General features: G+C 47.5%; 24 protein-coding genes and 1 tRNA gene. 22 read left to right on the forward strand and 3 right to left on the reverse strand.

Going from position 1 to position 24,008, the window contains the following annotated elements; translation table 11 throughout:
* Positions 1 to 393 precede the first annotated feature (393 nt).
* The 8 genes from Q0600_RS08245 to Q0600_RS08280 all read left to right on the forward strand — a co-directional run bounded on the left by Q0600_RS08245 (position 394) and on the right by Q0600_RS08280 (position 11,407).
* A complete protein-coding gene (locus tag Q0600_RS08245; RefSeq protein ID WP_298759066.1) occupies positions 394 to 1,077 on the forward strand; it encodes a response regulator transcription factor in 684 nt (227 codons plus the stop codon).
* A gap of 274 nt (positions 1,078 to 1,351) precedes the next feature.
* Positions 1,352 to 4,264 carry a PD-(D/E)XK nuclease family protein gene (locus Q0600_RS08250; protein WP_298759069.1) on the forward strand — a complete coding sequence of 971 codons (2,913 nt, stop codon included), beginning with the start codon at positions 1,352 to 1,354 and terminating at the stop codon, positions 4,262 to 4,264.
* Positions 4,251 to 7,169, forward strand: a complete 2,919-nt coding sequence (locus Q0600_RS08255; protein ID WP_298759071.1) for a RecB-like helicase — start codon at positions 4,251 to 4,253, stop codon at positions 7,167 to 7,169. Before Q0600_RS08250 ends, Q0600_RS08255 begins: the two co-directional genes overlap by 14 nt.
* 115 nt (positions 7,170 to 7,284) lie before the next feature.
* Positions 7,285 to 7,710 carry a 50S ribosomal protein L13 gene (rplM, locus tag Q0600_RS08260; protein ID WP_005869672.1) on the forward strand — a complete coding sequence of 142 codons (426 nt, stop codon included), beginning with the start codon at positions 7,285 to 7,287 and terminating at the stop codon, positions 7,708 to 7,710.
* Positions 7,711 to 7,712: 2 nt separating this feature from the next.
* Positions 7,713 to 8,102 (forward strand): 30S ribosomal protein S9, encoded by a 390-nt coding sequence (rpsI, locus tag Q0600_RS08265; RefSeq protein WP_005869670.1) that lies wholly within the window; start codon positions 7,713 to 7,715, stop codon positions 8,100 to 8,102.
* A 99-nt stretch (positions 8,103 to 8,201) separates the two neighbouring features.
* Positions 8,202 to 9,224, forward strand: a complete 1,023-nt coding sequence (locus tag Q0600_RS08270) for an OmpA family protein (RefSeq protein WP_298759073.1) — start codon at positions 8,202 to 8,204, stop codon at positions 9,222 to 9,224.
* Positions 9,225 to 9,290: 66 nt separating this feature from the next.
* Positions 9,291 to 10,349, forward strand: coding sequence for an HAD family hydrolase (locus tag Q0600_RS08275; RefSeq protein ID WP_298759076.1), 1,059 nt, complete (start codon positions 9,291 to 9,293; stop codon positions 10,347 to 10,349).
* Positions 10,350 to 11,333: 984 nt separating this feature from the next.
* Positions 11,334 to 11,407, forward strand: a tRNA-Gln gene (locus Q0600_RS08280).
* A gap of 163 nt (positions 11,408 to 11,570) precedes the next feature.
* Here Q0600_RS08280 and Q0600_RS08285 read toward each other — a convergent pair.
* Positions 11,571 to 12,032: a DUF411 domain-containing protein gene (locus tag Q0600_RS08285; RefSeq protein ID WP_298759080.1), complete on the reverse strand. Its 462-nt coding sequence runs from the start codon at positions 12,030 to 12,032 to the stop codon at positions 11,571 to 11,573.
* A gap of 159 nt (positions 12,033 to 12,191) precedes the next feature.
* A complete protein-coding gene (locus Q0600_RS08290; protein ID WP_040303372.1) occupies positions 12,192 to 12,620 on the reverse strand; it encodes a hypothetical protein in 429 nt (142 codons plus the stop codon).
* A gap of 220 nt (positions 12,621 to 12,840) precedes the next feature.
* Here Q0600_RS08290 and rplU point away from each other — a divergent pair, with 220 nt between their 5' ends.
* The 5 genes from rplU (at position 12,841) to fmt (ending at position 16,085) form a co-directional block, all read left to right on the forward strand.
* A complete protein-coding gene (rplU, locus tag Q0600_RS08295; RefSeq protein ID WP_298759082.1) occupies positions 12,841 to 13,149 on the forward strand; it encodes a 50S ribosomal protein L21 in 309 nt (102 codons plus the stop codon).
* 10 nt (positions 13,150 to 13,159) lie between these two features.
* Positions 13,160 to 13,417 (forward strand): 50S ribosomal protein L27, encoded by a 258-nt coding sequence (rpmA, locus tag Q0600_RS08300; RefSeq protein WP_291938329.1) that lies wholly within the window; start codon positions 13,160 to 13,162, stop codon positions 13,415 to 13,417.
* Between the two features lie 108 nt (positions 13,418 to 13,525).
* Positions 13,526 to 14,581, forward strand: coding sequence for a GTPase ObgE (obgE, locus tag Q0600_RS08305; RefSeq protein ID WP_298759084.1), 1,056 nt, complete (start codon positions 13,526 to 13,528; stop codon positions 14,579 to 14,581).
* Positions 14,582 to 14,707: 126 nt separating this feature from the next.
* Complete coding sequence (locus Q0600_RS08310; protein WP_298759087.1) at positions 14,708 to 15,049, forward strand: hypothetical protein; 342 nt, start codon at positions 14,708 to 14,710, stop codon at positions 15,047 to 15,049.
* Between the two features lie 115 nt (positions 15,050 to 15,164).
* Positions 15,165 to 16,085 carry a methionyl-tRNA formyltransferase gene (gene fmt / locus Q0600_RS08315; protein ID WP_298759090.1) on the forward strand — a complete coding sequence of 307 codons (921 nt, stop codon included), beginning with the start codon at positions 15,165 to 15,167 and terminating at the stop codon, positions 16,083 to 16,085.
* A gap of 326 nt (positions 16,086 to 16,411) precedes the next feature.
* Here fmt and Q0600_RS08320 read toward each other — a convergent pair whose 3' ends face one another.
* On the reverse strand, positions 16,412 to 16,576 hold the full coding sequence (locus tag Q0600_RS08320) for a hypothetical protein (protein ID WP_297943742.1): 165 nt from the start codon (positions 16,574 to 16,576) through the stop codon (positions 16,412 to 16,414).
* Between the two features lie 41 nt (positions 16,577 to 16,617).
* On the opposite strand from Q0600_RS08320, the gene Q0600_RS08325 reads away from it, so the two are divergent.
* The 9 genes from Q0600_RS08325 to atpD all read left to right on the forward strand — a co-directional run.
* A complete protein-coding gene (locus Q0600_RS08325; protein WP_298759094.1) occupies positions 16,618 to 17,253 on the forward strand; it encodes a biotin--[acetyl-CoA-carboxylase] ligase in 636 nt (211 codons plus the stop codon).
* The gene (locus Q0600_RS08330; protein ID WP_177389424.1) at positions 17,250 to 18,041 is read left to right on the forward strand and encodes an AAA family ATPase; all 792 of its coding nucleotides are present in this window, start codon (positions 17,250 to 17,252) and stop codon (positions 18,039 to 18,041) included. Before Q0600_RS08325 ends, Q0600_RS08330 begins: the two co-directional genes overlap by 4 nt.
* Positions 18,029 to 18,892, forward strand: coding sequence for a ParB/RepB/Spo0J family partition protein (locus Q0600_RS08335; protein WP_297881227.1), 864 nt, complete (start codon positions 18,029 to 18,031; stop codon positions 18,890 to 18,892). The genes Q0600_RS08330 and Q0600_RS08335 overlap by 13 nt, the downstream gene beginning before the upstream one ends.
* Positions 18,893 to 18,966: 74 nt before the next feature.
* The gene (locus Q0600_RS08340) at positions 18,967 to 19,389 is read left to right on the forward strand and encodes a F0F1 ATP synthase subunit B' (protein WP_298759097.1); all 423 of its coding nucleotides are present in this window, start codon (positions 18,967 to 18,969) and stop codon (positions 19,387 to 19,389) included.
* Positions 19,390 to 19,399: 10 nt separating this feature from the next.
* A complete protein-coding gene (locus Q0600_RS08345; protein WP_298703483.1) occupies positions 19,400 to 19,915 on the forward strand; it encodes a F0F1 ATP synthase subunit B in 516 nt (171 codons plus the stop codon).
* A complete protein-coding gene (locus tag Q0600_RS08350) occupies positions 19,915 to 20,445 on the forward strand; it encodes a F0F1 ATP synthase subunit delta (RefSeq protein ID WP_298759098.1) in 531 nt (176 codons plus the stop codon). Before Q0600_RS08345 ends, Q0600_RS08350 begins: the two co-directional genes overlap by 1 nt.
* 11 nt (positions 20,446 to 20,456) lie before the next feature.
* Entirely contained in the window at positions 20,457 to 21,980 is a 1,524-nt protein-coding gene (gene atpA / locus Q0600_RS08355; RefSeq protein ID WP_298759101.1) for a F0F1 ATP synthase subunit alpha, read from the forward strand.
* Positions 21,981 to 21,998: 18 nt separating this feature from the next.
* Positions 21,999 to 22,850, forward strand: coding sequence for an ATP synthase F1 subunit gamma (gene atpG / locus Q0600_RS08360; RefSeq protein ID WP_298759105.1), 852 nt, complete (start codon positions 21,999 to 22,001; stop codon positions 22,848 to 22,850).
* A gap of 42 nt (positions 22,851 to 22,892) precedes the next feature.
* A partial coding sequence (gene atpD / locus Q0600_RS08365) for a F0F1 ATP synthase subunit beta (protein WP_298759108.1) occupies positions 22,893 to 24,008 on the forward strand: 1,116 nt, incomplete at its 3' end.

Here is a 24,008-nt window from a genome sequence, read left to right on the forward strand (position 1 = left end):
GCCAGTTATGCCCTAGTTTTTGATAAACTATACCTGCCCTTTAAACCTTATCGGCGCCGTTTCATTTCCCTCTAAAAGCTATTTGCCTAAAATAAAATTCCACTCCGCCGCGTAGTGAAATTTTACCTGCGTTTGCTTTGAAATTTTACTTTCAGCCGCTCTTAAATCTCTTTCGCATCGATAAATTTAATTCGCGTCACTTTAAATTTCTACTCCATTCCTAGGCTGCGGTTTTTACTCACGCTTGTTTTTTTAATCCCGCCCATATTTGCACCTAAAATAAGAGTTGTGTTACTTTATGGAATTAAATTTTTAACTTAACATTATTTTAAGCTCAATAAAAGAGAAAATTTGAAAGAATTTCGTTTGAAATTTCGCCTTGAGGGGTCTGCTATGAGCTGCGCTTTAAAAGAGCTGGACGTCTTGCTAGTCGAGGATGATACTAAATTACTAGCCTCGCTGCATAAGGCGTTTGAGGGTATTTTTAACAACGTTTACAATGCCCAAAACGGGCTTGAAGGTGTAAAAAAATTCAAAAAATTTAGCCCCAATCTCGTCATTACCGACATTTTAATGCCAATCGAGGATGGGCTTGAGATGATACGTCAGATTAAGCAGATCTTTCCGCATGCCCCTATCGTGGTGCTTAGCGGCTTCAGTAGGGAGGAGCAGCTAAAAGGCGTTATGGAGATTGGCGTCGAGCGGTATTACTTTAAGCCGGTAGATATCGCCGCATTTGTGCTAGAGATAAGCGCGCTGATGAAGTCTAAGCTGGACTCGGTACGAGTCGTAAATATGGGCGCAGGCTACGTATTTGACGGGCTCCGTCGTATTTTGCTGAAGGATGGCGAGCAGATCGTGCTTACTAAAAAGGAGCTTTCTTTTGTCTCGCTGCTAGCCAGTCGCGTGGGCGAGCTGGTACTTTACGAGGAGATCAAGCGTTATGTTTGGACTGAAGGAGCCGTAAGCGATACGGCGCTTCGTACCTTCGTCAAGCGTATCCGCGATAAAGTGGGTGGTGAAATCATAAAAAACGTCCCGAGCCTGGGATACAAGATCGAGCCTGAGCCTGCTTAAATTCCGTCGCGTTTTTGCCGCTTTGTAATTTACGGAATCCACTCGTAAAATTTTGCGTTTAAATATGCCGCGATTAATGCGGAGCGAGGTAGAATTCCGCGCCAAAGCACCACAGATTAAAATTTGACGCTCATCCAACTTACTAAATTTGACTTGATAAAATTTAACCTCTCAAGCTTTTCAAAAACTTCTTTGCTTAAAAGCCCAAACTAAAAATTTCTTGCTAAAATATCGCAAAATTCCGCGTTCTGCGAATCGTTCTAAAGGATTTGTTTTGAAAAATTTGCCCTCTAAAAATCTCTTTGTCTACACTAGCTCGCGTGCGCTACGTGCGGCGCTGCAAAACGAGAGCGGCGGCGTGCTGGCGCCCAGGATTACGTTGGCGGAATTCTACGAAAAGGCGCTTTTTGTGCCGGATCTTGTCGCTTGCGGTGAGATAGACCGCGCGCTTTTTATGAAACAAGCGGTAAACGAGAGCAAGCGCGCAGACGAGAGGCTTAAATTCCCTAGCGAGCTTTACGAGTTTATGCGCAACCGCGAGTATCTTTTCGGTTTTTTCAAGGAGCTTGCGACGGAGCGCGTGAGTATCGATGCGCTCGATCTTAGCGACACCTATGCGTGGTACGCCGAGCATTTTGAAATTCTGCGAGAGCTAGCGAGGGCGTATGCAAGGATTTTGCGTGAGCATGGATTTTACGACGAGATCACGCTGCCCGTGCTTTATGAACTAAACGAATCCTATCTGCGCGGATTTGAGCGGATAGAAATCAACATCGACGGCAATCCTAGCGCATTTGAGTTCGAGGTTTTTAAGCGCGCTGCGGAGCTGAGCGAGGTCGTACTGAGCTTTAGAGTCACGACTTTAAATTCCAAGCCTGTGCGTGCGGTGGAGGAGCTTTGCGGCATAAGTCTAGACGCAGGTTTTGCATACCGCGTAAATCTTAGTACGGGTGAAATTTTAAGCCGAGAGCCGCTAAGCATGGGCGGAGCGGTTGTGTGTAGAGGCTTTGAGTTGCGAAGCTTGCAGGCGAGCTATGTTTTTGAAAAAATTTCATCCTTCGTGCGCGCGGGCATCGCGCCGGAGCGCATCGCGGTAATTTTGCCCGACGAGAGCTTTGCCGGCACACTGCGGCTTTACGACGAGCGCATCGCAAGGGCTCGCAGTTCGCACAGGCTGCTAAATTTTGCGATGGGAGAGAAGCTTAAAGATAGCCTATTTTACGTAACGCTAGAGAAAATTTCGCAGTGCTTAAAAGAAGCGCGCATGCCGAAATTTGGCGTAGATTACCACGCATTCAAAAGTCCGAATGGAGGATTTTTGGATACGGGGGATTCCGCGACACAGCAAAATTTAGCGCTAGGGAATTTCGCTTCTGATAATTCTGCATCGCAAAATTTAGCACAGCAAAATTCCCCGTTTGATTGCGAAATTTTTTCAATTTCTAAAATGGATTTAAATTTTATATCTGCGCGAGAGTTTGAAAATACGGCAAATTTTGAAATTCTGCACGAAATTTCGGCGGAACGCGCGGATAGCGCGGGAGAGCAAAGCTTTTCTTTGGATATTGCAGAGTTGCAAGAGTCCTTGGAGTGTGCGCAGCAGCCCGATTATTCGGTTAGCGCAAAACAGCAAGAGCTTTTAAAGCAGCGTCAAGAGAGCCTACGACACTCTATGCAGCGGGAGCATATAGAGCTTGAGGAAGAAGATAGGTATTCAAAAAGCCCTAAACAGCGCGATCGCTTTAGGCACTCTAAAATGCGCGAGGACGCAGATGAATATCCGCAGCGCCCAAACCCGCAGGAGCTTGATCTGTTTTTTGCGAGTGTGGGCGTGGATGAGGCACTTTTTGGTGAGTTCGCACGCGATTTTGCAAAGCAAGTAAGCTTCGAGCATTTTGAGGCGCTAATTATCAAGCTTGTCTGTTTACCCAAAATTAGCGACGCGCTACTGCAAGAAAAGCTAAAAGAGCCGCTATATCTAATTAAAATTTTGCTTCGAAAATTTAAGGACGAAAACCTAAGCTTGGGCAATCTAATCGATCTTTTTTTGTTAGAAATTTCGCGCATTAAGCTTGATGATGTTCGTGGCGGAAAGGTCACGGTAATGGGGCTTTTAGAGAGCCGCGGACTGCAATTTGACGGCGTGATAATCCCCGATTTTAACGATGATCTGGTGCCTAAGCGCAGTAGCGGAGAGATGTTTTTAAACTCTGCTTTGCGCGCTAGAGCAGGGCTCATCAGCCATGCAGACCGCGAAAATTTACAAAGATTTTACTACGACGGCTTGCTAAGAGGCGCTAAAAAAAGTGCGATTTGCTATTTGCAAAGCGTCGAGAAATTGCCTTCGCGGTTTTTAAAAAGCTTTGAAGTGCAACAAGACGCGGAATTTTCGCAGGAGGATTATTTGCGGCTTTTTGGGAGAGAAGAATTTAAGCCCGCCTTATGCGGACAAGAAGATCCTGTGGCTCGCCATGATTTTTTTGCCGAGGAGCTATCGTTTTCGCGGCTGGATATGTTTTTAGAATGCAAGAGGAAGTATTATTACCGCTACATTTTCGGGCTAAAAGAAGGGCTAAAATTTGGCGAGGATAATGCGCTTTTAGGTAAAATTTTACATACGAGTTTTCAGCGTTTATATGAGCGAGCGGAGATGAAATTTAGCATGGAAAAATTTCGCTCTATTTATTCGCAGCTCGCGCGAGAAGCGGGCATCGCGCGCTTTGATGCAGAGCTTGAGCTAAAAGCTGTAGAAAAGCTAGCTAGGCTTTTGGAAGGGCATGAGCAAATTTGGAGCTTTAGCGGTAGTGAAGTATCGCTAAAAGGCGAGCTTGACGGAGTGCGGCTGAGCGGGCGGATCGACCGCATCGACGAAGACAAGACGGGGCGGAAGTTCATCATCGATTACAAACGTGGTTCAGCTAAAAAACATATGGAAAAATTCCAGCTTACGTTTTATCGCGCGCTTTTAGCCCAGGAGTGCGAATGCGCCTATCTATCGCTAAAAGATTGCGCGTTTGCAACTCCTGGCGACAAAACGCCTAGCTTAGAAAACCTACGCGAGACGCTAAGCTCTATCGGCAAGGAATTTGCAAGCGAGGTTGCTTTTACGCGCACGGAGGCGGTGCAAAGCTGTGAATACTGCGATTATAAAATCATTTGCAAGGGGCAGATCGATGGCAAAATTTGAAAATTATCTGGCGCTTGAAGCAAGCGCAGGCAGCGGCAAGACCTTCAATCTTGCAGTGAGGTTCATCGAGCTGGTGCTAAAAGGCGAGCCGATCAATGAAATTTTAGCGCTTACCTTCACCAAAAAAGCTGCTGCTGAGATGAAAACGCGCATCGTGGAGAAATTTCAAAATTTGCTGCTTTTGCAGGATGACTCGCTAAAGCCTAGCGCCGAGCTGGAGCAAATTTGTGCTGATTTGGGGCTAAGCGTGGATGAGGTTATGGCAGCGCAACAGCGCCTACTGCCTAAATTTTTAAGCGAGAGCCTAAACGTCTTTACCTTCGATGCGTTTTTTGCAAAAGCTCTGCGCTCTTTTGCGCTAAACAGCGGCATTGACCCAAGCTTTGAAAACGATGAAGGGATTTTGGGCGTGCAGCAGGCGGCGTTTTTAGGCGCGATTTGTAAAAACGAAGCGCTATTAAGAGAGGTCGTGGATTATGTAAGCGGCTCAGAAATGACAAAGAGCGAGTTCTTAAATAGCTTACAAAGCATTTGGAGAGGCGATATAAGCATAAATCCGCCCACGCTTCCCGCAAACTCCGCACTGGCAGAGATAAATGAAATTTTATCTCGCTTGCAAAAAGCGGCGAGAGATGCGGGCGTAAGCGCTGGAGCCGTAAATGGGCTAAGCCCTGTTAGTGATCTGTCAAAATTATCTTCGGGTTTCATTCTTTCGGCTCTTGCCAACGGTAGTTTCGATTATCCGCGCTCACAGCTTAAAAAAATTTCGTATCTTGACGGTGAGCTAGCAAGGCTAAAAGACGCCATAGCTCGCGAAATAGCGTGGATGGATGCGACATATGCGGCTAAGCTGGCAGGACTAATTAAAATTTATGCCGAAGCGCTTAAATCGGTGCAGCACAAAAGCGGCAAGCTCACGTTCGGCGATGTCACCGCAGCCGTGCACTCGCTGCTAAATCCAAGCGCAGAGACGTTGCGGGGCAACCGCGAGCTTTTGTATTTCAGGCTCGATTCTAAAATCACGCATATTTTAATCGACGAATTCCAAGATACCGACATTTGCCAGTATGAAATCATGCTGCCGCTAATCTCCGAAGCGCTTGCTGGCAAAGGGGCGGAAGAGCGCTGCGGTAGCTTTTTTTACGTAGGCGATAAAAAACAAAGCATCTATAAATTTCGCGGCGCGGAGAGAAAAATTTTTGATATTTTGCGCGAGCAGTTTAGCCAAATCAAAACGCAGAGCCTACCGCGCAATTATCGTAGCTTAAAACTTATCGTAAAATTTGTAAATGAGATCTTGCGCGATAAATTTGCGTCTTATGAAGATCAAATCGCAGCAAATAAGCTAGATAGCGATCTGCCCGCTTCGGTGCTGCAAAAAATCAAGGATTATCCTCTTTCTCATCCACAAATGCCACTATTTGAGGTGCAAAGCGACGATTATGGCTACGTAGCGGCATTTTCATACGACGATGTGCTAAAGGGGGCTGTGGAGCAAGCGCGCAGGCTTGTTGAGGAGTGCGGCGTAAGAGCTGATGATATTGCGATTTTATGCTGGAAAAATGAGCACGTAAGCGCGCTAAAAGAGATGCTATCGGAATTTTGCGAGGTGTGTAGCGGCTCAAATAAGGCTCTGCGTTGCAGCGAGCAGGTAAATGCCGTAATTCAATACGCGAAATTTTGCGTAGGTGGCGATGAAATTTATCTGCGAAACGCCGAAGCGATTTTGGGCAGGCGGCTTAAAAAAATAGCGGTCGATCTGCATAAAAACGCGCAAAAAACGGCAGAATTTATAGCTAGTGCGCTGAAATTAAATTTTGTTGATCCGGATCTGCTGCTGTTTTTTGAGACGCTGGCAAAATTTAATAGTTTTAGCGAGTATCTGTTTGCAAACGACGAAACGGAGGTATTTGCCAAGGAACAAAGCGGCATTAAAATTATGACCGTGCATAAGTCCAAGGGGCTTCAGTTTCCGCATGTAATCGTCTGCGACCGCATCGGAGGAAAAGGCCGGGGCGAGAGCTCAAAGCTCGCGACGGACTATGATTTTACCACGCATAAGTGGAGAATTTTTTATAAATTTGCGAGCAGAAAGAGCCTGGATGCGGAATTTGCAGCATTAATGGATGAAAACGATCGCTCTGCGCATGAAGAGGATATAAATAAGCTATATGTGGCATTTACCCGCGCCGAACGCTCGCTCATCATCGTAAAACGCTCCGAGGCAAAAATAGATCAATACAATTATAGCTTTTTTTCGCCTTACGCCAAAAAGACCAAGGGCGCGGGCGTAGTGGAATGGCTGGATATCCCGGATTTTCAATACGGCTACGTAATCCCAAGCTCCGTAAAATCAGAAGAGAAGCCGCCGCAAAAAAAGGTCGCGCTCGTAGCGGGCGAGCCTCAAGGCGCGCAAGAAAAAGCGGGCGGCGGCGAAACGGAAGCGCTAAGCGCGATATATTTCGGCGAGGCGCTGCACTATGCTCTGGAGATGAGCGAAGGATTTGCGGTGGATGAAATTTTGCGAGGAGTAAGCCTGGCAAGAGGTCGCTACGCTAAATTTTTAAACGATGCGGATTTTGAAAATATCGCGGCGCGGGCGCTTGGTCTAAGCAAAAACGAGGAATTTTTAGCTCTGATAAGAGGCGCTCAAGCTTATAAAGAGATGCCGATCAAAAGCGCGGAGAATGAACTTTTGCGCGTAGATCTGGCGTGCTTTGGGCAGGATGAAATTTTGCTTTTTGATTACAAGAGCTCCGAAAAATACCTCGCGCAAAACAAAGCTCAAGTGGCGCGGTATAAAAGCGTGATCCGCGAGTTTTATCCGCATGTGCGGGTGCGCGCCTTTGTGCTGGCTCTCGAAGCTGCGGGCGCTAGGTTGATCGAAGTAAATGAGGAGGGATAAAATTTTAAAATTTAGATGAAATTTGAGCGCAGATAGATTAAAGATAGCTTAAATTAAGCTATACGTAAGGATATTTCTATATAATCACAGCTCAAATTTTAATAAGGCGGAAACCATGACAGAAATTACAAAGCCTAGCGAAGTTAAGCGCGACTGGGTCGTTATCGACGCGACCGACAAAAGATTCGGTAGAATGCTTACCGAAGTTGCGGTATTGCTACGCGGCAAACACAAACCAAGCTACACTCCAAACGTGGATTGCGGAGATTACGTCGTTATCATCAACGCTTCAAAAGCCGTATTTACCGGCAATAACAAGGGCGACGATAAACTTTATCACAGCTACTCGGGCTATTTCGGAAGCGTAAAGAGCGTGAAATTTCAAGATCTGCTTAAAAATAATCCCGCAAAGCTCTACAGGCTTGCGGTTCGCGGCATGCTTCCTAAGACGAAGCTCGGTAAGGCGATGATCAAAAAGCTATTCGTATATGAAGGCGGCGAGCACCCTCATACTGCGCAAACAACTAAAAAAGGAAAATAATCATGGCGACAATTTATGCAACCGGAAAGAGAAAAACTGCCGTAGCTAAGGTTTGGGTAAAACCTGGAAGCGGCAAGATCGTAGTAAACGGTATGGATCTAAACACCTGGCTAGGCGGTCACGAAGCGATCAAGCTAAGAGTCGTTCAGCCGCTTTTAGCGACTAAACAAGAGACCTCGATGGATATCACCGCGCAGACTTTGGGCGGCGGATATTCGGCTCAAGCGGATGCGCTAAAGCACGGAATTTCAAAGGCGCTTGCCGCGATGGATAAAGATTTTAGAGCGGCTCTTAAGCCAAAAGGTCTGTTAACTCGCGATAGCCGCGTGGTTGAGCGAAAGAAATTCGGTCGCCGCAAAGCGCGCAGAAGCCCGCAGTTCTCTAAGAGATAATGTTTTTTACAAATTTGTGGCGAAATTGTCGCAAATTTGTAAATTCTTTAAAAATTTTATGGTAATATCGAATTACAACTTTATTTGAAAGGATGTTTAATGAAGAAAGTTCTACTTGCATTAAGCTTGTGTGCATCCAGCGCATTGTTCGCTAGCGATGCTGATTATCACTGGGAGATCACCCCTACTATTGGTGGAATGACTCATGAGGGCAATATGGATTTGGATTCGAATTTTATGTTCGGTCTACGTCTTGCCAAAAATCTACAAGATTCGTTTATCGATCAAGTAGAGGTTGGTTTTGATTACTCTCGCAATATTGGCGTAGAGGATTTAGCTCACAGAGTAGGCAACGATAAGCCTGACGCTAAATATTATCACATCAATACTGTAAAAGACTTGGTAAATTTTACCGATAATTTCAAATTATACGGCTTGCTAGGTCTTGGATATATGGATTACACTAAAGACGTTTACAACGATGGCGACCAAGATAGCGGCTTCGGTCAATACGGCTTGGGTCTAAAATACTACATTACCGACAACTTTGCTACAAAACTTGAAGCACGCGATGCTATCAGATTTGACGACGGCAACCACGTATTATTCTATACTCTAGGCTTTGCAGTTGATTTTGGCAAGAGATATGCTGACGCAGCCCCAGCTGCCGCTCCGGCTCCTACAGGCTGCAAAGACGCAGATAACGACGGCGTATGCGATAATGTCGATAGATGCCCAGGCACACCTGCTGGCGTAGTTGTTGATGAATATGGCTGCGAGAAGGTTATTAGATTAAATTTGGGCGTAAATTTCGCTACAGATAGCTCAAAAATTTCTCCTGAGTTTATGAACCAGATCAAAAACGTAAGCGACGTGCTAGTAGCTCACCCTGATTACAAAGTAATCTTAGAGGGTCACACCGATAGCACCGGTTCGAATGCATATAATCAAAAGCTTTCCGAGCGCAGAGCTGCTGCAGTTGGAGGTGCGCTTAAGAGCTTCGGCGTAGATGCTAGCAGAATCACCACTGTAGGATACGGTGAGACTAAGCCTATCGCTACAAACGCTACTAAAGCAGGCCGCGCTCAAAATAGACGCGTAGATGCTAAATTTAGAAAATAATCTTTTCTAGATCCACATAAGCGGGGCTTCGGCTCCGCTTTTTTTATATCCAAACTAAATTTCAAAATGCCAAAATTTCAAACCATTCTGCTTTTTGATCTCGATGGTACACTCATAGACTCCACGCCCGCGATATTAGATGGTTTTCATTATGCATTTGCGCATTTGGGCGCCGTAGAGCCTAGCGACGAAGCGATTAAAAAGCTTATCGGGCATCCGTTAGAGGTAATGTTTGAGCGTCTAGGTGTGACGCGCGATGTACAGAATTTCGTACTCGCCTACAAACAGCGATACGTGCAGACTTTTTTGGATCAGACCGTTCTGCTAAGCGGTGCGTTCGAGGCGGTTCGTGCGGCGAGCGAGTTTGCAAATTTAGGCGTCGTGACGACCAAGACGTCGAAATTTTCTAAAATTTTATTGCAGCATCTGGGTATCGCGGAATTTTTCGGCACCATCGTCGGACGAGAGGACGTGCAAGATCCCAAACCAAGCGCCGAACCGATCTTAAAGGCGCTTGAAAATTTAGGAATTTGCGGCGCGACTGCTAGCAAAAGCCCGCATGCGGCTCGCGGTAAAACTCACGACGCGACTGCCGATGAAAATACAAGTGCTACTAACAGGAGCGCGATTTTGAGTAAAATTTCAACGCCTGATTTAAAGAGCCTTCCTGCGCTTGATCCTGATCCTAGCAAAGTTTACGAGCAAAATTTAAGCAGCATCGCGAGTCAAAATTCTGATAGGATTTCGTTTAAAAATTTAAGCGAAGCGATTGGTATTAAATATAAAGCTGGCGATAATAGCCAGAAGAGCGGTGTCGACATTGAGGGCGAGAGCGATAAAGTCGGAGCGCGCGGCAGTAAAATTTATGATGCGCATGAGCTAAATTCCACTCCTTGTTATGACAAAATTTGCAGTGACGAAATCCTGCCTTCTGTAAGCCAAAATATCTTTATGATCGGTGATACGTCGCTTGACGCCATCTCGGCAAAGTCGGCAGCGGTGCGAAGCGTGGGCGTAAGCTGCGGCTACGGCAGTGCCTCGGAACTACGGGCACATTTCGAGTTCGTATGCGCGGACGCAAAAGAGGCGGTTGAGTTGATACGCAAAATTTCATCAAAATTTTAGGCGCGACGGAGCGAAATTTTACCTAGTTTTGATGCGCTATTTTTACAAATATTTAAGCGAATTCGCGCTCGAAATTTAAAATTTCCAATTAATTTTTGCGTTTTAAACAGCGCGCGATATAAAATTTGTCCGCGCTATTTAGCTGGGGAGCAAGGTGTTTTCTAGGTGTTCAAACGATAGGCGGAGTTAATTCCGCATATTTCTGCTCTGCTCTAGCAACAGCCCGTGCCGAACTAACAATGTACGGGAATATTTCACTTTGTCCATAGTATATTTGATCTGATTCGTCAATGTTCGGTATTAACAGCGTATGGGAAAATTTTGCTACCTCGAGTAATTGTGTTTTATTCATTTTCGGTTTGTATTAACACAATGTATGAGAAAATTTTACCGCAGTCAAATTTTACGCAATTTCGCAATATCTTTTGAGCTTGTGAACGGCTTTTGCAAGAAATTTAATGCAAGCGTCTCGCACCTAAATTTTAATTCTGATTTTAGTTTAGACCCCATTTAGTAGCGATAAATTCTACGCTCCGCTTGAGGCAAGTATTTGACAGGCTTTTTGTGCGATCCTATCGCAAGTCTATTTGGCGCTTATTTTGAGCGCCGTATTTGGGTTTTGTCGCAATTATGCTCGCTGCGGATTTTCGGTTTGATTTATAGCATTTAAGGTCGCGCCCGCCTAGCGAGCACTAAACATATATGTTTTGAAGACAGGCTTATATACTAAAATTTCATCCTGCGACAAATAGCTCGCAAAGGCGCAAATATAGGATAAACTAGCCAAATTTTAAAATTTAGCTCCGCGATGATAGCCATATTCTTTTATCAGAGCCGATGAAAGCAGCGTTAGCTTTTGCGTTTTAATTTATCGTTTCGGCTCATCAGGGCTTTAAATTTAATCTAAAATTTTACGAAATTTTAAAATTCCGCCCGCTCTTATGCTTTTTTAAAGCAAAATTCTATAAAATACCGCTTCCGCAATGGGCTATCGTCTAATGGCAGGACAACAAACTCTGGATTTGTGAATATAGGTTCGACCCCTATTAGCCCATCCACCCGAATTTTAATTTCTTTTATCATGCTAGTTTTTGAAATTATTTTACACATTACTTTTGCATATAGTGGCAGCATTCGCCGGCTAAAGTAAATTGTGCCAAGCCATAAATAGGCAAAATTTTATCGAACCAATAAGTAAGTTTGCCGCTTTAAAGCGGCGGATTATTTGATTTTTTCTTTGCCTTTGTAAGTGGCGATGCTTTGATACGAGCCATCCTTTTTAAACGCTACCACGTCATAGACCTCGGGCTGAGAGCCTTGCTCCATACCTGGTGCTTCTAGCGGCATGCCAGGTACTGCTATGCCGATGACGTCTTTAGGCTTATTTTTTAGTAGCGTGCGGATCTCGCTTGCTGGCATATGCCCTTCGACTACATATCCGTCTACGATCGCGGTGTGGCAGCTAGCGAGCTCCAGCGGAAGTTTGAGCTCATTCTTCTTCTGGATAAGCGGCTCGTCAGCCAGCGAAATAATCTCGACTTCAAAGCCATTTTGCTCCATATATTTTGCCCAGTTGTGGCAACAGCCGCAGCTCTCGCCGTGATAGACCTTGATGTGTTCGCCCGCCGCCGCATAGCTATTTAATGCCGCTAAAAGCGCACCTACAAATAAAATTTTCTTCATATTTTACTCCAGTGATTAAAAGTCCTCGATTATACAATACGTATAGTAAATTTTTAAGAGCGAACCGTAGGATTTTAAAATTAGATTTGGTGAAGCAGTACCCGCTCGTAAGCCGAAATTTTACGAAATTTTAAAATTTCGGCGTCGCGGATAAGTTGGTTATAGACACTGAGAGAGTGCTGATTTGATAGCGGATTTTGATACGTAGCCTTCCGAGTCGCTGGTAAGTGATACGTCGCAGCCTGGCTTATAGTTTTTCCAGGTGTAGATATTGCCATTGTCTTCGGTTGTTTTGATGGAGTCTGGCTGTTTATTCCATGCAGAAATTACTTGATTGATATGAAATGCATCGCTGCGATCTTTCGGCGCATTAGTCATGCCTGTGCTATCGGGCAAGGTCGTTTCGACCATATCAGTGGTGCCTGCGGTGGAGACCTCTTGGACTTTATCATTTACGCCGCCGATATTTGTTTTGCTGCTTTGGGATTTTGTTTGATTGCGTACTCCGCTTGGTTCGTTGGATATATTCCAGTTGGAACAACCGATAAAAAATACCGCTGCTACGAGCGCAGCTATTAAATTTCTCATAAAATTCTCCTTCAAAAATTTCGTTGCGATAGTAGCACATTTATCTTTAGTTTAAAATAAATCCGAGCCCTTTAAATTTGAAATTTCGTAGGAATTTTGCGAGGCGTTTCAGTAGGAATTTATAAAATTTGAGATAATATTGCAACCTTTAATACCAAACGGGCTTTTAAATTTTGCACGGCAAATGCCTTTTTGGCTACCAAATTTTAAAGGATTTTTGATGTATGCTATCATCAAACACGGCGGCAAGCAGTATAAGGTCGAAGAGGGTAACTACCTAAATTTAGACCATTTTAATGCTGAGCCGAAAGCGAAGCTCGAACTTAGCGAAGTTTTAGCGCTAAACGACGGCGAGTTAAAGGTAGGAGCACCGTTTGTAAAGGGTGCCAGGGTGGTTTTGGAGGTCGTTTGCGAAGGCAAGGATAAAAAAGTCGTTATCTTCAAAAAACGCAGACGTAAAGATTCAAAAGTAAAACGCGGCTTCAGACGCCAATACACCCGCGTCAAAGTCGTTTCGATTAACGCATAAAGGATAGGAAATGGCACACAAAAAAGGTCAGGGCTCAACCCAAAATAATAGAGATAGTATCGGACGCCGCTTGGGCGTCAAAAAATTCGGCGGCGAGTTCGTTCGCGCGGGCAACATCATCATCCGCCAGCGCGGCACCGCGACGCACCCGGGCTGCAACGTAGGCATGGGTAGCGATCACACGATTTTTGCACTGATCGACGGCGTTGTAAAATTTGAGCGAAAAGATAAAAATCGCAAAAAAGTATCGGTTTATCCGGCCGCGTAAGCATCGCTAAATCTTCGGGGCGCAAGCCCCTCTTTTAAAATTTCATCCATTTAAAAATTATCTTCAACTCATTTGGCTATAATTGCCGTTTTAAATTTAAGGATAGCTATGTTCATAGACAGCGTAAAATTTAGCGTTAAATCTGGCAATGGCGGCGCAGGTTGCGTCAGCTTCCGCCGCGAAAAATTCGTCATCTCAGGCGGTCCCGACGGCGGCGACGGCGGCGACGGCGGCGACGTGTATTTTAGGGTTGATAAAAACTCCCATACCCTCTCATCCTATAAGGGCAAGCGGGAGTTTAAAGCGCAAAACGGCGCGCCCGGCGAGGGTCGCAAAAAGACCGGCAAAAGCGGCGAGGATCTCTATCTCATCGTGCCTCCGGGCACCAGCGTTTACGACGAGGATAGCGGCGAGCTGGTGCTTGATATGCTAAACGACGGCGAGACGAAGCTGTTTTTAAAAGGCGGTAAAGGTGGGCTTGGTAACGTGCATTTTAAAAGCTCGATCAATCAAGCCCCCGAATATGCGCAAAAAGGCCTAGAGGGGCAGACGCGCGAGGTGCGCTTGGAGCTAAAACTCATCGCCGACGTGGGGCTTGTGGGCTTTCCAAACGTGGGCAAAAGCACGCTAATCTCGACCGTTTCAAATGCTAAACCCCAGATCGCAAACTACGAGTTTACTACGCTCACGCCAAAGCTCGGACTCGTCGAGGTAGACGAATACAGCGGCTTTGTAATGGCCGATATCCCGGGCATTATCGAGGGGGCTAGCGAAGGGCGCGGGCTTGGCGTGCAGTTTTTAAAACACGTCGAGCGCACGAAAATTTTACTTTTTATGCTCGATCTTGCGAACTACCGCAGCCTTGAGGAGCAGTTTGACGCGCTACGGGCGGAGACGGCGAAATTTTCCAGAGAGCTTGCAAAAAGAGATTACGCGATCGCTCTAACTCGTGCGGACGCGGCTGAAAATTTGCAGGAAAAATTTGACGGTTTTTTGTCGCATTTGGGGCTTGCGGGCATGGCTGACGAGATGAAATTTAAACAAGATATTTATGAGTTTGACGCCGCTAAGCCGTTTTTCGTGATGCCGATATCTTCGGCTACGGGACAAAATATAAACGAGCTAAAATTTAACCTGCTTGAGCTGCTTAAAAAGGAGCTGTAGGCTGCGGTAAAAGTCGCGCCGCAGAGGGCTTTTGCGAACGCACGCCTTAAGCAGCCCGTATACGCTGTTAAATTTTATTTTTATCGCTCGCAAACGTCGCAAAAAGATAAAATTTAAGGAAGCGAAATGAATAAAATTTTCATTCTAGTATTTTTATGCTTCGGCGCATATGGTTGCGATCCCGCCGATCCGGTGCCGAATTTTATGGACTTTAACGACAAGGATCGCGACGGCGCACTGAGCTTGCAGGAGTGGATGGCGAGCAAGGTGCCGTCTGGGCTGAGAGTAGAGCTAAATCTGCGCTCAGGCTCTGAATTTAAGAGGCTCGATGCTAATCGTGACGGCAAGATTAGCCTGGATGAGCTGGGGGCGAAACCGTCTGCAAAGATTTATTGGTCCGAAGATCCGTGCGCTTTTTGGCCTTGGCCAGACGGATCCGAGGATAAAAATCAATCCGCCGTCAAATAAGGCGCACGAGCGTGAACCAGGGTTTACCTCACGGTATGCGTAAAATTTATTGCGAGCACGGTCGGCGCCCGTGTGATCTCTCGCGCCGTGATTTAGCTAAAATTAAAGGAAAATAATGAATATAGTTTTTATGGGTACTCCCGAGTATGCGGCTAAAATTTTACGCGCGCTTGCGGAGGCGAAATTTGAGATTGCGGCCGTATTTACGCAGCCAGATAAACCCGTCGGCAGGAAGCAAATTTTAACTCCTAGCGAGGTTAAAGTTTACGCGCAGCAGCACCTTCCCACAGTGCCGATCTTTCAGCCTGCGACACTCAAAGACGAGGCGGTCGCAGCGCAGATAAAAGAGCTAAAGCCTGATTTTATCGTGGTTGCAGCATACGGTAAAATTTTGCCGCAGGCCGTGCTTGATATCGCGCCTTGCATAAACCTGCACGCTTCGATCCTGCCTAAATACCGTGGCGCAAGTCCGATCCAAAGCGCGATCTTGGCGGGCGAAAAGCAGACAGGCGTGACGGCAATGCTGATGGACGTGGGGCTTGACACGGGCGATATGCTTGATTTTGCCTACACGCCTTGCGAGGACAAAACGGCGGCGCAGCTTTTTGACGAGCTCGGGGATCTGGCGGGCGAGCTGATAGTGCGAGTGCTGCGAAATTTTGCAAATTTAAAGCCGCTTAAGCAGGACGATGCGCAGGCTACGCACTGCAAAAAGATAAGCAAATCAGACGGGCTTTTTAGCTTTGAGCAGAGCGCACAGCAAATTTATAATAAATTTCGCGCGCTAACGCCCTGGCCCGGGATCTATCTAGCTAGCGGACTTAAAATTTTAGAACTAGAGCTTTTGTGCGAATACTGCGGGCGTAAATTTGAACGCGCGGGCGAAATTTTAAGCGTCGATAAGCTTGGCTTTGGCGTCGCATGCGGCGAAGGCGCGGTTAAGATCATGAAGGTGCAAGAGCCGGGTAAAAAGCCCGTGGACGCTAGCGCGTATCTAAACGGCAAGCGGCTAAAGATCGGCGATCTGCTATGCTAGGTTGGGTTTTGAAGGCTCGCGTTTTGCGCCGCGCTTATGATGCTACGCGGAAATTTTATTTGCGCCGCACTTTTGGCGTTACGACGGAATTTTGCTCCAGGTATCGCTGCGATCGTGAAGTAAAATTTTGCCGTGCGGAATTTCGAAGCGAAGCTCCAAAACCAAGGCTTTATAAAATTTTAAAATCTTACTTCTATGCTCTAAAATTTTACGCTCGCAGGAGCTTTAAATTTCGCTTTGGCGGTTGCGGACTTTACGGCGCTACACCGAACACGCACCATTTAAAATTCTATGATCGTGCCGCAGAATTTTTGCGAGACAGAGCTTTAAAATTTTATCGCAGTGCCGCTAGGAAAATCCACGTTGCCGAAGAGTTTAGCAAGATCGCAAAATTTCATCGCACAAAATTTCACTATGTCGTAAAATTTAATCGTGCTAAATTTCATCTTGTTGCAAAATTCTATCGCAGCGCAGAATTTAAACGCTTGCAATATTTCAAGACGAGCCCTTCGTCTTACGCAAGGAGCAGGTTTTGCAAGTAGAATTTGTAGAGCAAATGCCCTCTACGCAGGAGTTTTTAGTAGACGCCGTGCGCGAAGGCAGGATAGCGCCGCCTTTTGCGATCGCCGCAAATCGCCAAAGCGCCGGTATCGGCTCGCGCGGCAATGATTGGGAGGGCGCGAGCGGCAATCTCGCATTTTCGTTCTGTGTCGCTCAAACGGATCTGCCCGCAGATGTGCCGCCTCAGTCGGCGAGCATATATTTTGCGATGATCATGCAGGAGCTTCTCGCATCGCTCGGCTCTCAGCTTTGGCTTAAATGGCCTAACGATTTTTATCTAGGCGAGCGTAAAATCGGCGGGGCGATGACGAATAAGATCAAAAATACCCTCATCTGCGGCATCGGCATGAACCTACTCGGCGCGCCCGAATATGCGGGAATTTTAGATATAAAAATCAGCGCAAAAGACGCTATAGAGGGCTTTTTTGCGCTATATGAAAATAAAATCTCGTGGAAGCAAATTTTTAGAAATTTTTCGTTACAATTCCAAAAATCGCAAAAATTTAGCGTTCATCTAGGCGGCGAAAAAATTTCACTCGCGCAGGCTAAACTTTGCGAAGACGGATCGATCATAATAAATGAAGAAAGGGTTTATGCTTTAAGATGAGTGAAGTAATTACGATTGCAAATCAAAAAGGCGGCGTCGGAAAGACGACCACAGCGGTTAATCTTGCTGCGTCGCTAGCGATAAAGAAAAAGCGGGTCCTACTGATCGACGTAGACCCTCAGGCGAACGCTACGACCGGGCTTGGCTTTAACCGCAGCGACTTTGAATTTAACATTTATCACGTCCTAACGGGGCGTAAGAGCATGTCCGAAGTGATCCAAAAGACCGAACTTGAGTTTATGGATTTAGTGCCGTCAAATATCGGACTTGTAGGCATCGAGCGCGAAGTAAGTGAAGAGAAAGACTTCAAACTAATGCTAAAAAATAAAATTTCGGAGGTTAAGGACAGATACGATTTCATCATCATAGATTCGCCGCCGACGCTCGGTAGCATTACGGTAAATGCCTTGGTCGCAAGCGATAGCGTCATCATCCCGATTCAGTGCGAATTCTATGCACTTGAAGGCGTCGCGCTGATCCTAAATACCGTAAAAGTTGTCAAGCAAACGCTCAATAAAAATTTAAAAATTCGCGGATTTTTGCCTACGATGTATAGTTTGCAAAACAACCTCGCTAAAGAAACGGTCGCGAATTTACGCGAGTATTTTGATGATAAGCTCTTTCGTATCGGCAAGAGTGATGATCTAGTCATCATCCCGCGCAATATTAAGCTAGCCGAAAGCCCAAGCTTTGGCAAGCCGGTGGTTTTATACGATATAAAATCCGCCGGCTCCATCGCCTATCAAGACCTCGCTAAATCCATAATGGAGCAAAAATGGGCAAGGTAAAAAGAGCGCTCGGGCGTGGGCTCGGTGCGATTTTAGACGACGTAGAAAGCTCCTATAACAGGGAGCTAGAAAGCGGAAATGCCGATAGCTTAGTTATCGAAATCGATGTCGATAAAATCGAGCCAAATCCATATCAACCGCGTCAAAGCTTCGATGAGGAGGCACTTAGGCAGCTAAGCGAGAGCATCGCCCGCCACGGGCTTATTCAGCCTATCATTGTTATTCAAAAAGATGATTCTTACGTCCTCATCGCCGGCGAACGACGCCTAAGAGCGACGAAGCTTTTGGGCGAGAGTAAAATCAAAGCCGTAGTCGCGGACATAAAATCTCAAAATTTAAGAGAGCTTGCCCTCATCGAAAATATCCAGCGCGAGGATCTAAATCCTATCGAGCTTGCTAAGTCCTATAAGGAGCTCATCGGCGAATATAGGATCACGCAAGAGGAGTTAGCCGACATCATCAAAAAGTCCCGCACGCAGATTACCAACACGCTAAGACTTTTAAATTTATGCTCCGAAGTGCAAGACGCCATAAGCGCAGATAAAATTTCGCAAGGGCACGCCAAGATAATGGTTGGACTTGAAAAAGAGGATCAAATTTTAGCTCTAAACACCATTTTAGGACAGCGCCTAAGCGTAAGAGATACCGAAAATTTAGTAAAAAAGCTCAAAGATAAAACCGTTCCGAAAGAGAAAAAGTTTGGCGTGGAATTTCAAAGCTTCAAGCCTGAGCTTTTAAAGCTAAAGGCCAAGCTTGATCAATTTGGTAAAATAAGTATCAAAGAGCGTAAAATTTCGATCGAATTTAGTGAAATTTTACAAATTTCCGAGTTTTTAAAGAAAATCGGATGATTTTTTATAGTGTATTTTAATTTTTCATATTGTAAAATACGCATTTTGTTTAAAACTAACCTAGAGGAGGTGCGATGCTAGACGTAAGTTTGACCGCCATGATAACGACCATCGTCGTATTTTTAGCTTTGATTTACTTCTTAAATATCAAGCTTTATAGACCACTACTTTTGCATATGGAAAAGCGAGAAGCTATTATTAAAGAAGATGAGGCAAATGCGATGAAAAACGCACAGGATGCAGATGCCGATAAAGCAGAGATCATAAGAATCATGGATGCTGCGAAGTTGCAAGCTGTTAAAATAAAGCAAGAGGCGATGGATAGTGCGAAGCAGGCTGCCGCTAGAGAAATAGCCGAGAAAAAAGCCGCGATGGAGGAGGATTTCAATCAATTCTTAGGCGGTTTGGATGAGCAAAGACGTAGCCTAAGAAATGAGTTGCAAGCCAAAATTCCGGAATTTAAAAATGCTCTAAGCAGCGCTGTGGCTAAAGTATGAGGATTTCAGTATGAAAAAATATCTATTTTTATTTATAATTCCCGCGCTTGTTTTAGCAAGTGGCGAGCACGATGGGGTCAAAGACTACGACGTGCTGTGGCGAAGCATAAATTTCATTTTATTTTTCGGAATTTTGTTTTATCTGTTAAAAGGTCCTGCAAAAGCGGCATATCAAGGTAGGATCGACGGCATCGCATCTAGGCTTGAAGCTAATCAAAAAATTTTAAAAGAGTCCGCAGCTCGCAAAGAGCAAGCTAAAAAAGATCTGCAAGATGCCAAGGTTCAAGGCGCAGCTTTAATCGAAACCGCTAAAAAAGAGATCGTGTTCGCTGCCGAAAAGATAAAAAATGCGACCGAGCAAGAGATTGCGAATTTGCAAAAATCTTTCGACGAGCAGAAGAGCTTTGAGGCGCGTAAGATCAAAAAAGAGGTCGTAAGCGAGATACTGGATGATGTTTTTGCATCGGACGACATTAAATTCGGTCAAGACAAACTGGTTAAAATCGTAGAGAAAAAGGTCGGATGATGATAAATAACACCTCAAAAAGATATGTAAACGCCCTGATACTGAGCTATAAAAAAGATGAACTATGCTCTGTTTTGCAGACGCTCGAGAGCGTCGCGAGCGCGTTTAAAATTCCAAAATTCCAAGATATTGTAAAATCTCCGACGCTAAAAGAGGAATCCAAAGTGGAACTTATTGCGTCGTTTATAAAAAATCCAAGCGAAAAAATCGTAAATTTTATTAAACTTCTAGCTAAAAATAGGCGTATTGCGCTAATCCCGCAGATAGTTGAGGAACTGCGCAAGAATATTGCGGCGCTGGATAATAAATACTTAGGTAAAATTTATTCCGCTACCGAAATAGACGTCGCGAAAATAAAAGAGCTAGAGACTAAAATTTCAAAGAAATTTAATGCAGATATTACTCTGCAACCTGTTAAAAGCGAGCTTGAGGGTATTAAGATCGAAGTCGAGGATCTTGGATTTGAGATTAGTTTTTCAGTTGATAGATTGAAACAAAAAATGAGCGAATATATTTTAAAAGCAATTTAAAGGAGTAAAGCGTGGGTGCGAAAATTAAGGCAGACGAAATCAGTAGCATAATCAAAGAGCGAATCGAAAATTTCGATCTTAGCGTTGATATCGAAGAATCCGGCAAAGTCGTTTCGGTCGCAGACGGTGTTGCTAATGTTTACGGCTTAAAAAACGTAATGGCTAACGAGATGGTCGAATTCGAAAACGGAGCTCGTGGTATCGCGTTAAATTTAGAGGAGAGCAGTGTCGGCATCGTTATTTTAGGCGATACTAGCGGTATTAACGAAAGTAGTAGCGTTAAAAGACTGGGTAAGCTTTTGCGCGTTCCGGTAGGTGATGCCCTAATAGGTCGCGTGGTAAACGCTCTAGGCGAACCGATCGACGGCAAAGGCGCGATAGAGACCAGCGATACTAGATTTGTCGAAGAAAAGGCTAAAGGCATCATGGCTCGCAAATCCGTCCATGAGCCGCTTCAGACAGGGCTTAAAGCCATCGACGCCCTCGTGCCGATCGGCCGCGGACAGCGCGAGCTGATCATCGGCGACCGCGGCACGGGCAAGACGGCAATCGCCGTCGATACGATTCTGAACCAGAAGGGGCAGAACTGTATCTGCGTCTACGTCGCCATCGGTCAGAAGGCATCGACCGTCGCGCGCGTCGTCAAGACGCTCGAGGACGGCGGCGCGATGGAGTACACGATCGTTGTCGCGGCAACGGCTGCGGACAGCGCACCGCTGCAGTACCTTGCACCGTATGCGGGCGTTGCGATGGCGGAGTACTTCATGTACAAGGGCGGTCATGCGCTCTGCGTCTATGACGACCTCTCCAAGCACGCGGCTGCGTACCGCGCAATGTCGCTGCTGCTGCGCCGTCCACCCGGACGCGAGGCATACCCGGGCGACGTGTTCTACTTACACTCCCGCCTCCTCGAGCGCGCGGCGAAGCTCTCCGACGCACTCGGTGCAGGCTCCATCACGGCACTGCCGATCATCGAGACGCTCGCGGGCGATCTCTCGGCGTACATTCCGACAAACGTCATCTCGATCACCGACGGTCAGATCATGCTGGACACCGACTCGTTCTACTCGGGCATCCGCCCGGCGATCAGCGTCGGTCTCTCGGTCTCCCGTGTCGGCGGCTCCGCACAGATCAAGGCGATGAAGCAGGTCGCGGGCACGATGCGTCTGGATCTGGCGCAGTACCGCGAGCTGGCGGCATTTGCCCAGTTCGGCTCCGACCTCGACAAGGCGACGAAGGCGCAGCTCGACCGCGGCGCACGCATGGTCGAGACGCTGAAGCAGGCGCAGTACAGCCCGCTCTCCGTTGCCGAGCAGGTGCTTGTCATCTTCACGGCGGTGCGCGGACACCTCACGGACATCCCCGTGAACAAGGTCGTCACGTTCCACACGGACTTCCTCAAGTTCATGCGTTCCTCGCATCCCGAGATCGCGTCGGCGATCACGTCGCAGCAGAAGCTCGACGATGCGCTTGAGGCGGACATCACGAAGGCGATTGCGGAGTTCAAGGACACCATCTCCTACAAAGAAGCGTAAGGGGAGAGGTGACTGTATATGGCAAATTTACAGGACATCCGTCGCCGCATCCGCAGCGTCAAGAGCATCCAGCAGATCACAAACGCCATGGACATGGTCGCGACCTCGCGTCTGCGCCGTGCCAAGGAAGCCGCGAACAACAACCGTCCCTACGCCGAAAAGACCGCTGCGGTCATTCGGAGCGTGGCGGCGGCGGCAAGCGGTGTCTCGCATCCGCTGCTTGAGCAGCACAGTGAGGGCAAACGCCTCATCCTTGTGATGGCGGCGGACAAAGGTCTCGCGGGTGCCTACTCGAGCAACGCGCTCAAGACGGCGATGACGCTCGTCGAGGACAAGGCGAATACGCAGATCGTCGCGGTCGGGCGCAAGTCGCGTGATTTCTTCAAGAATCGCGGCTTTGACATCGTGCACCAGCGCGTCGGCATCAGTGAGCGTCCGAAGGCACGCCACGCACAGAAGCTCGCAGCGCAGGTCATCGCTGCGTTCGAGGCGGGCGGCGTGCAGGAAGTCTACATGGTCTACACGCGCTTTGTCTCGGCGATCACCTGCGTCCCCGAGATCGTAAAGCTCCTGCCCTTTGCGGCGGAGAGCGAAAACGCGGCGCACGCGCAGGCACAGTACATCTATGAACCGAATGCCGAGGAGGTGCTCGGGGCACTGCTGCCGCAGTACCTGTTCACCACCATCTATGCGGCGCTCCTCCAGTCGGCGGCGAGCGAGCTGAGCTCACGCATGAACGCAATGAGCAATGCGACCGACAACGCCGGGGAACTCATCGGAAAGCTCGACCTCTACTACAACAAGGTTCGTCAGGCGGGCATTACGAACGAGATCAACGAGATCGTCGGCGGCGCCGAGGCACTCAAGTGACATCCGTGTGCGCAGTGCGCATGGAGGTAAGGAGGTTTTCCATTGGCAAAAGGTAAAGTCGTACAGGTCATCGGACCTGTCGTAGATATTGAGTTTCCGGCGGGGGAACTGCCGGAGATCCTAAACGCCATCAAGATCACGGGCAAGGCCGCCGACCGCGAGGTAAATCTCACGGTCGAGGTCATGCAGCATCTCGGCGACAGCATCACGCGATGCATCGCCATGAGCTCCACCGACGGTCTGATGCGCGGCATGGAGGCGGACGATACGGGCGCCCCGATCATGGTTCCCGTCGGCGAGGCGACCCTCGGACGCGTCTTCAACGTCCTCGGCGAGCCGGTTGACCACAACCCCGCCCCGGTCGGCAACAAGGAGAGCTGGCCGATCCACCGTCCCGCGCCGAAGTTCGACAACCAGGAGACATCGACGCAGATTCTCGAGACGGGCATCAAGGTCGTTGACCTGATCGCACCGTACTCCCGCGGCGGAAAGATCGGTCTCTTCGGCGGCGCGGGCGTCGGCAAGACGGTTCTGATCATGGAGCTCATCCACAACATTGCGACCGAGCACGGCGGCTACTCCGTCTTTGCCGGCGTCGGCGAGCGTACCCGCGAGGGCAACGACCTCTGGTCCGAGATGACCGAGTCGGGCGTTATCGACAAGACGGCGCTTGTCTACGGGCAGATGAACGAGCCGCCGGGCGCGCGTATGCGCGTCGGTCTCACGGGCCTCACGATGGCGGAGTATTTCCGCGACGTGCAGGGCCAGGACGTGCTGCTCTTCATCGACAACATCTTCCGTTTCATCCAGGCGGGCTCCGAGGTTTCGGCTCTGCTCGGACGCATGCCGTCCGCCGTCGGCTACCAGCCGACGCTGACGACGGACGTCGGCGCGCTCCAGGAGCGCATCACGTCCACGAAAAAGGGATCGATCACGTCCGTGCAGGCGGTCTACGTCCCGGCGGACGACCTCACCGACCCTGCGCCGGCGGCAACATTTACCCATCTCGACGCGACGACGGTTCTTTCCCGTCAGATCGCCGAGCTCGGCATCTATCCTGCCGTCGATCCGCTCGACTCCACCTCGCGTATCCTCGACCCGCTCGTCATCGGGCAGGAGCACTACGAGGTCGCGCGCGGCGTGCAGGCGGTGCTCCAG

This window comes from uncultured Campylobacter sp., assembly GCF_938041645.1.
Classification (GTDB): domain Bacteria; phylum Campylobacterota; class Campylobacteria; order Campylobacterales; family Campylobacteraceae; genus Campylobacter_B.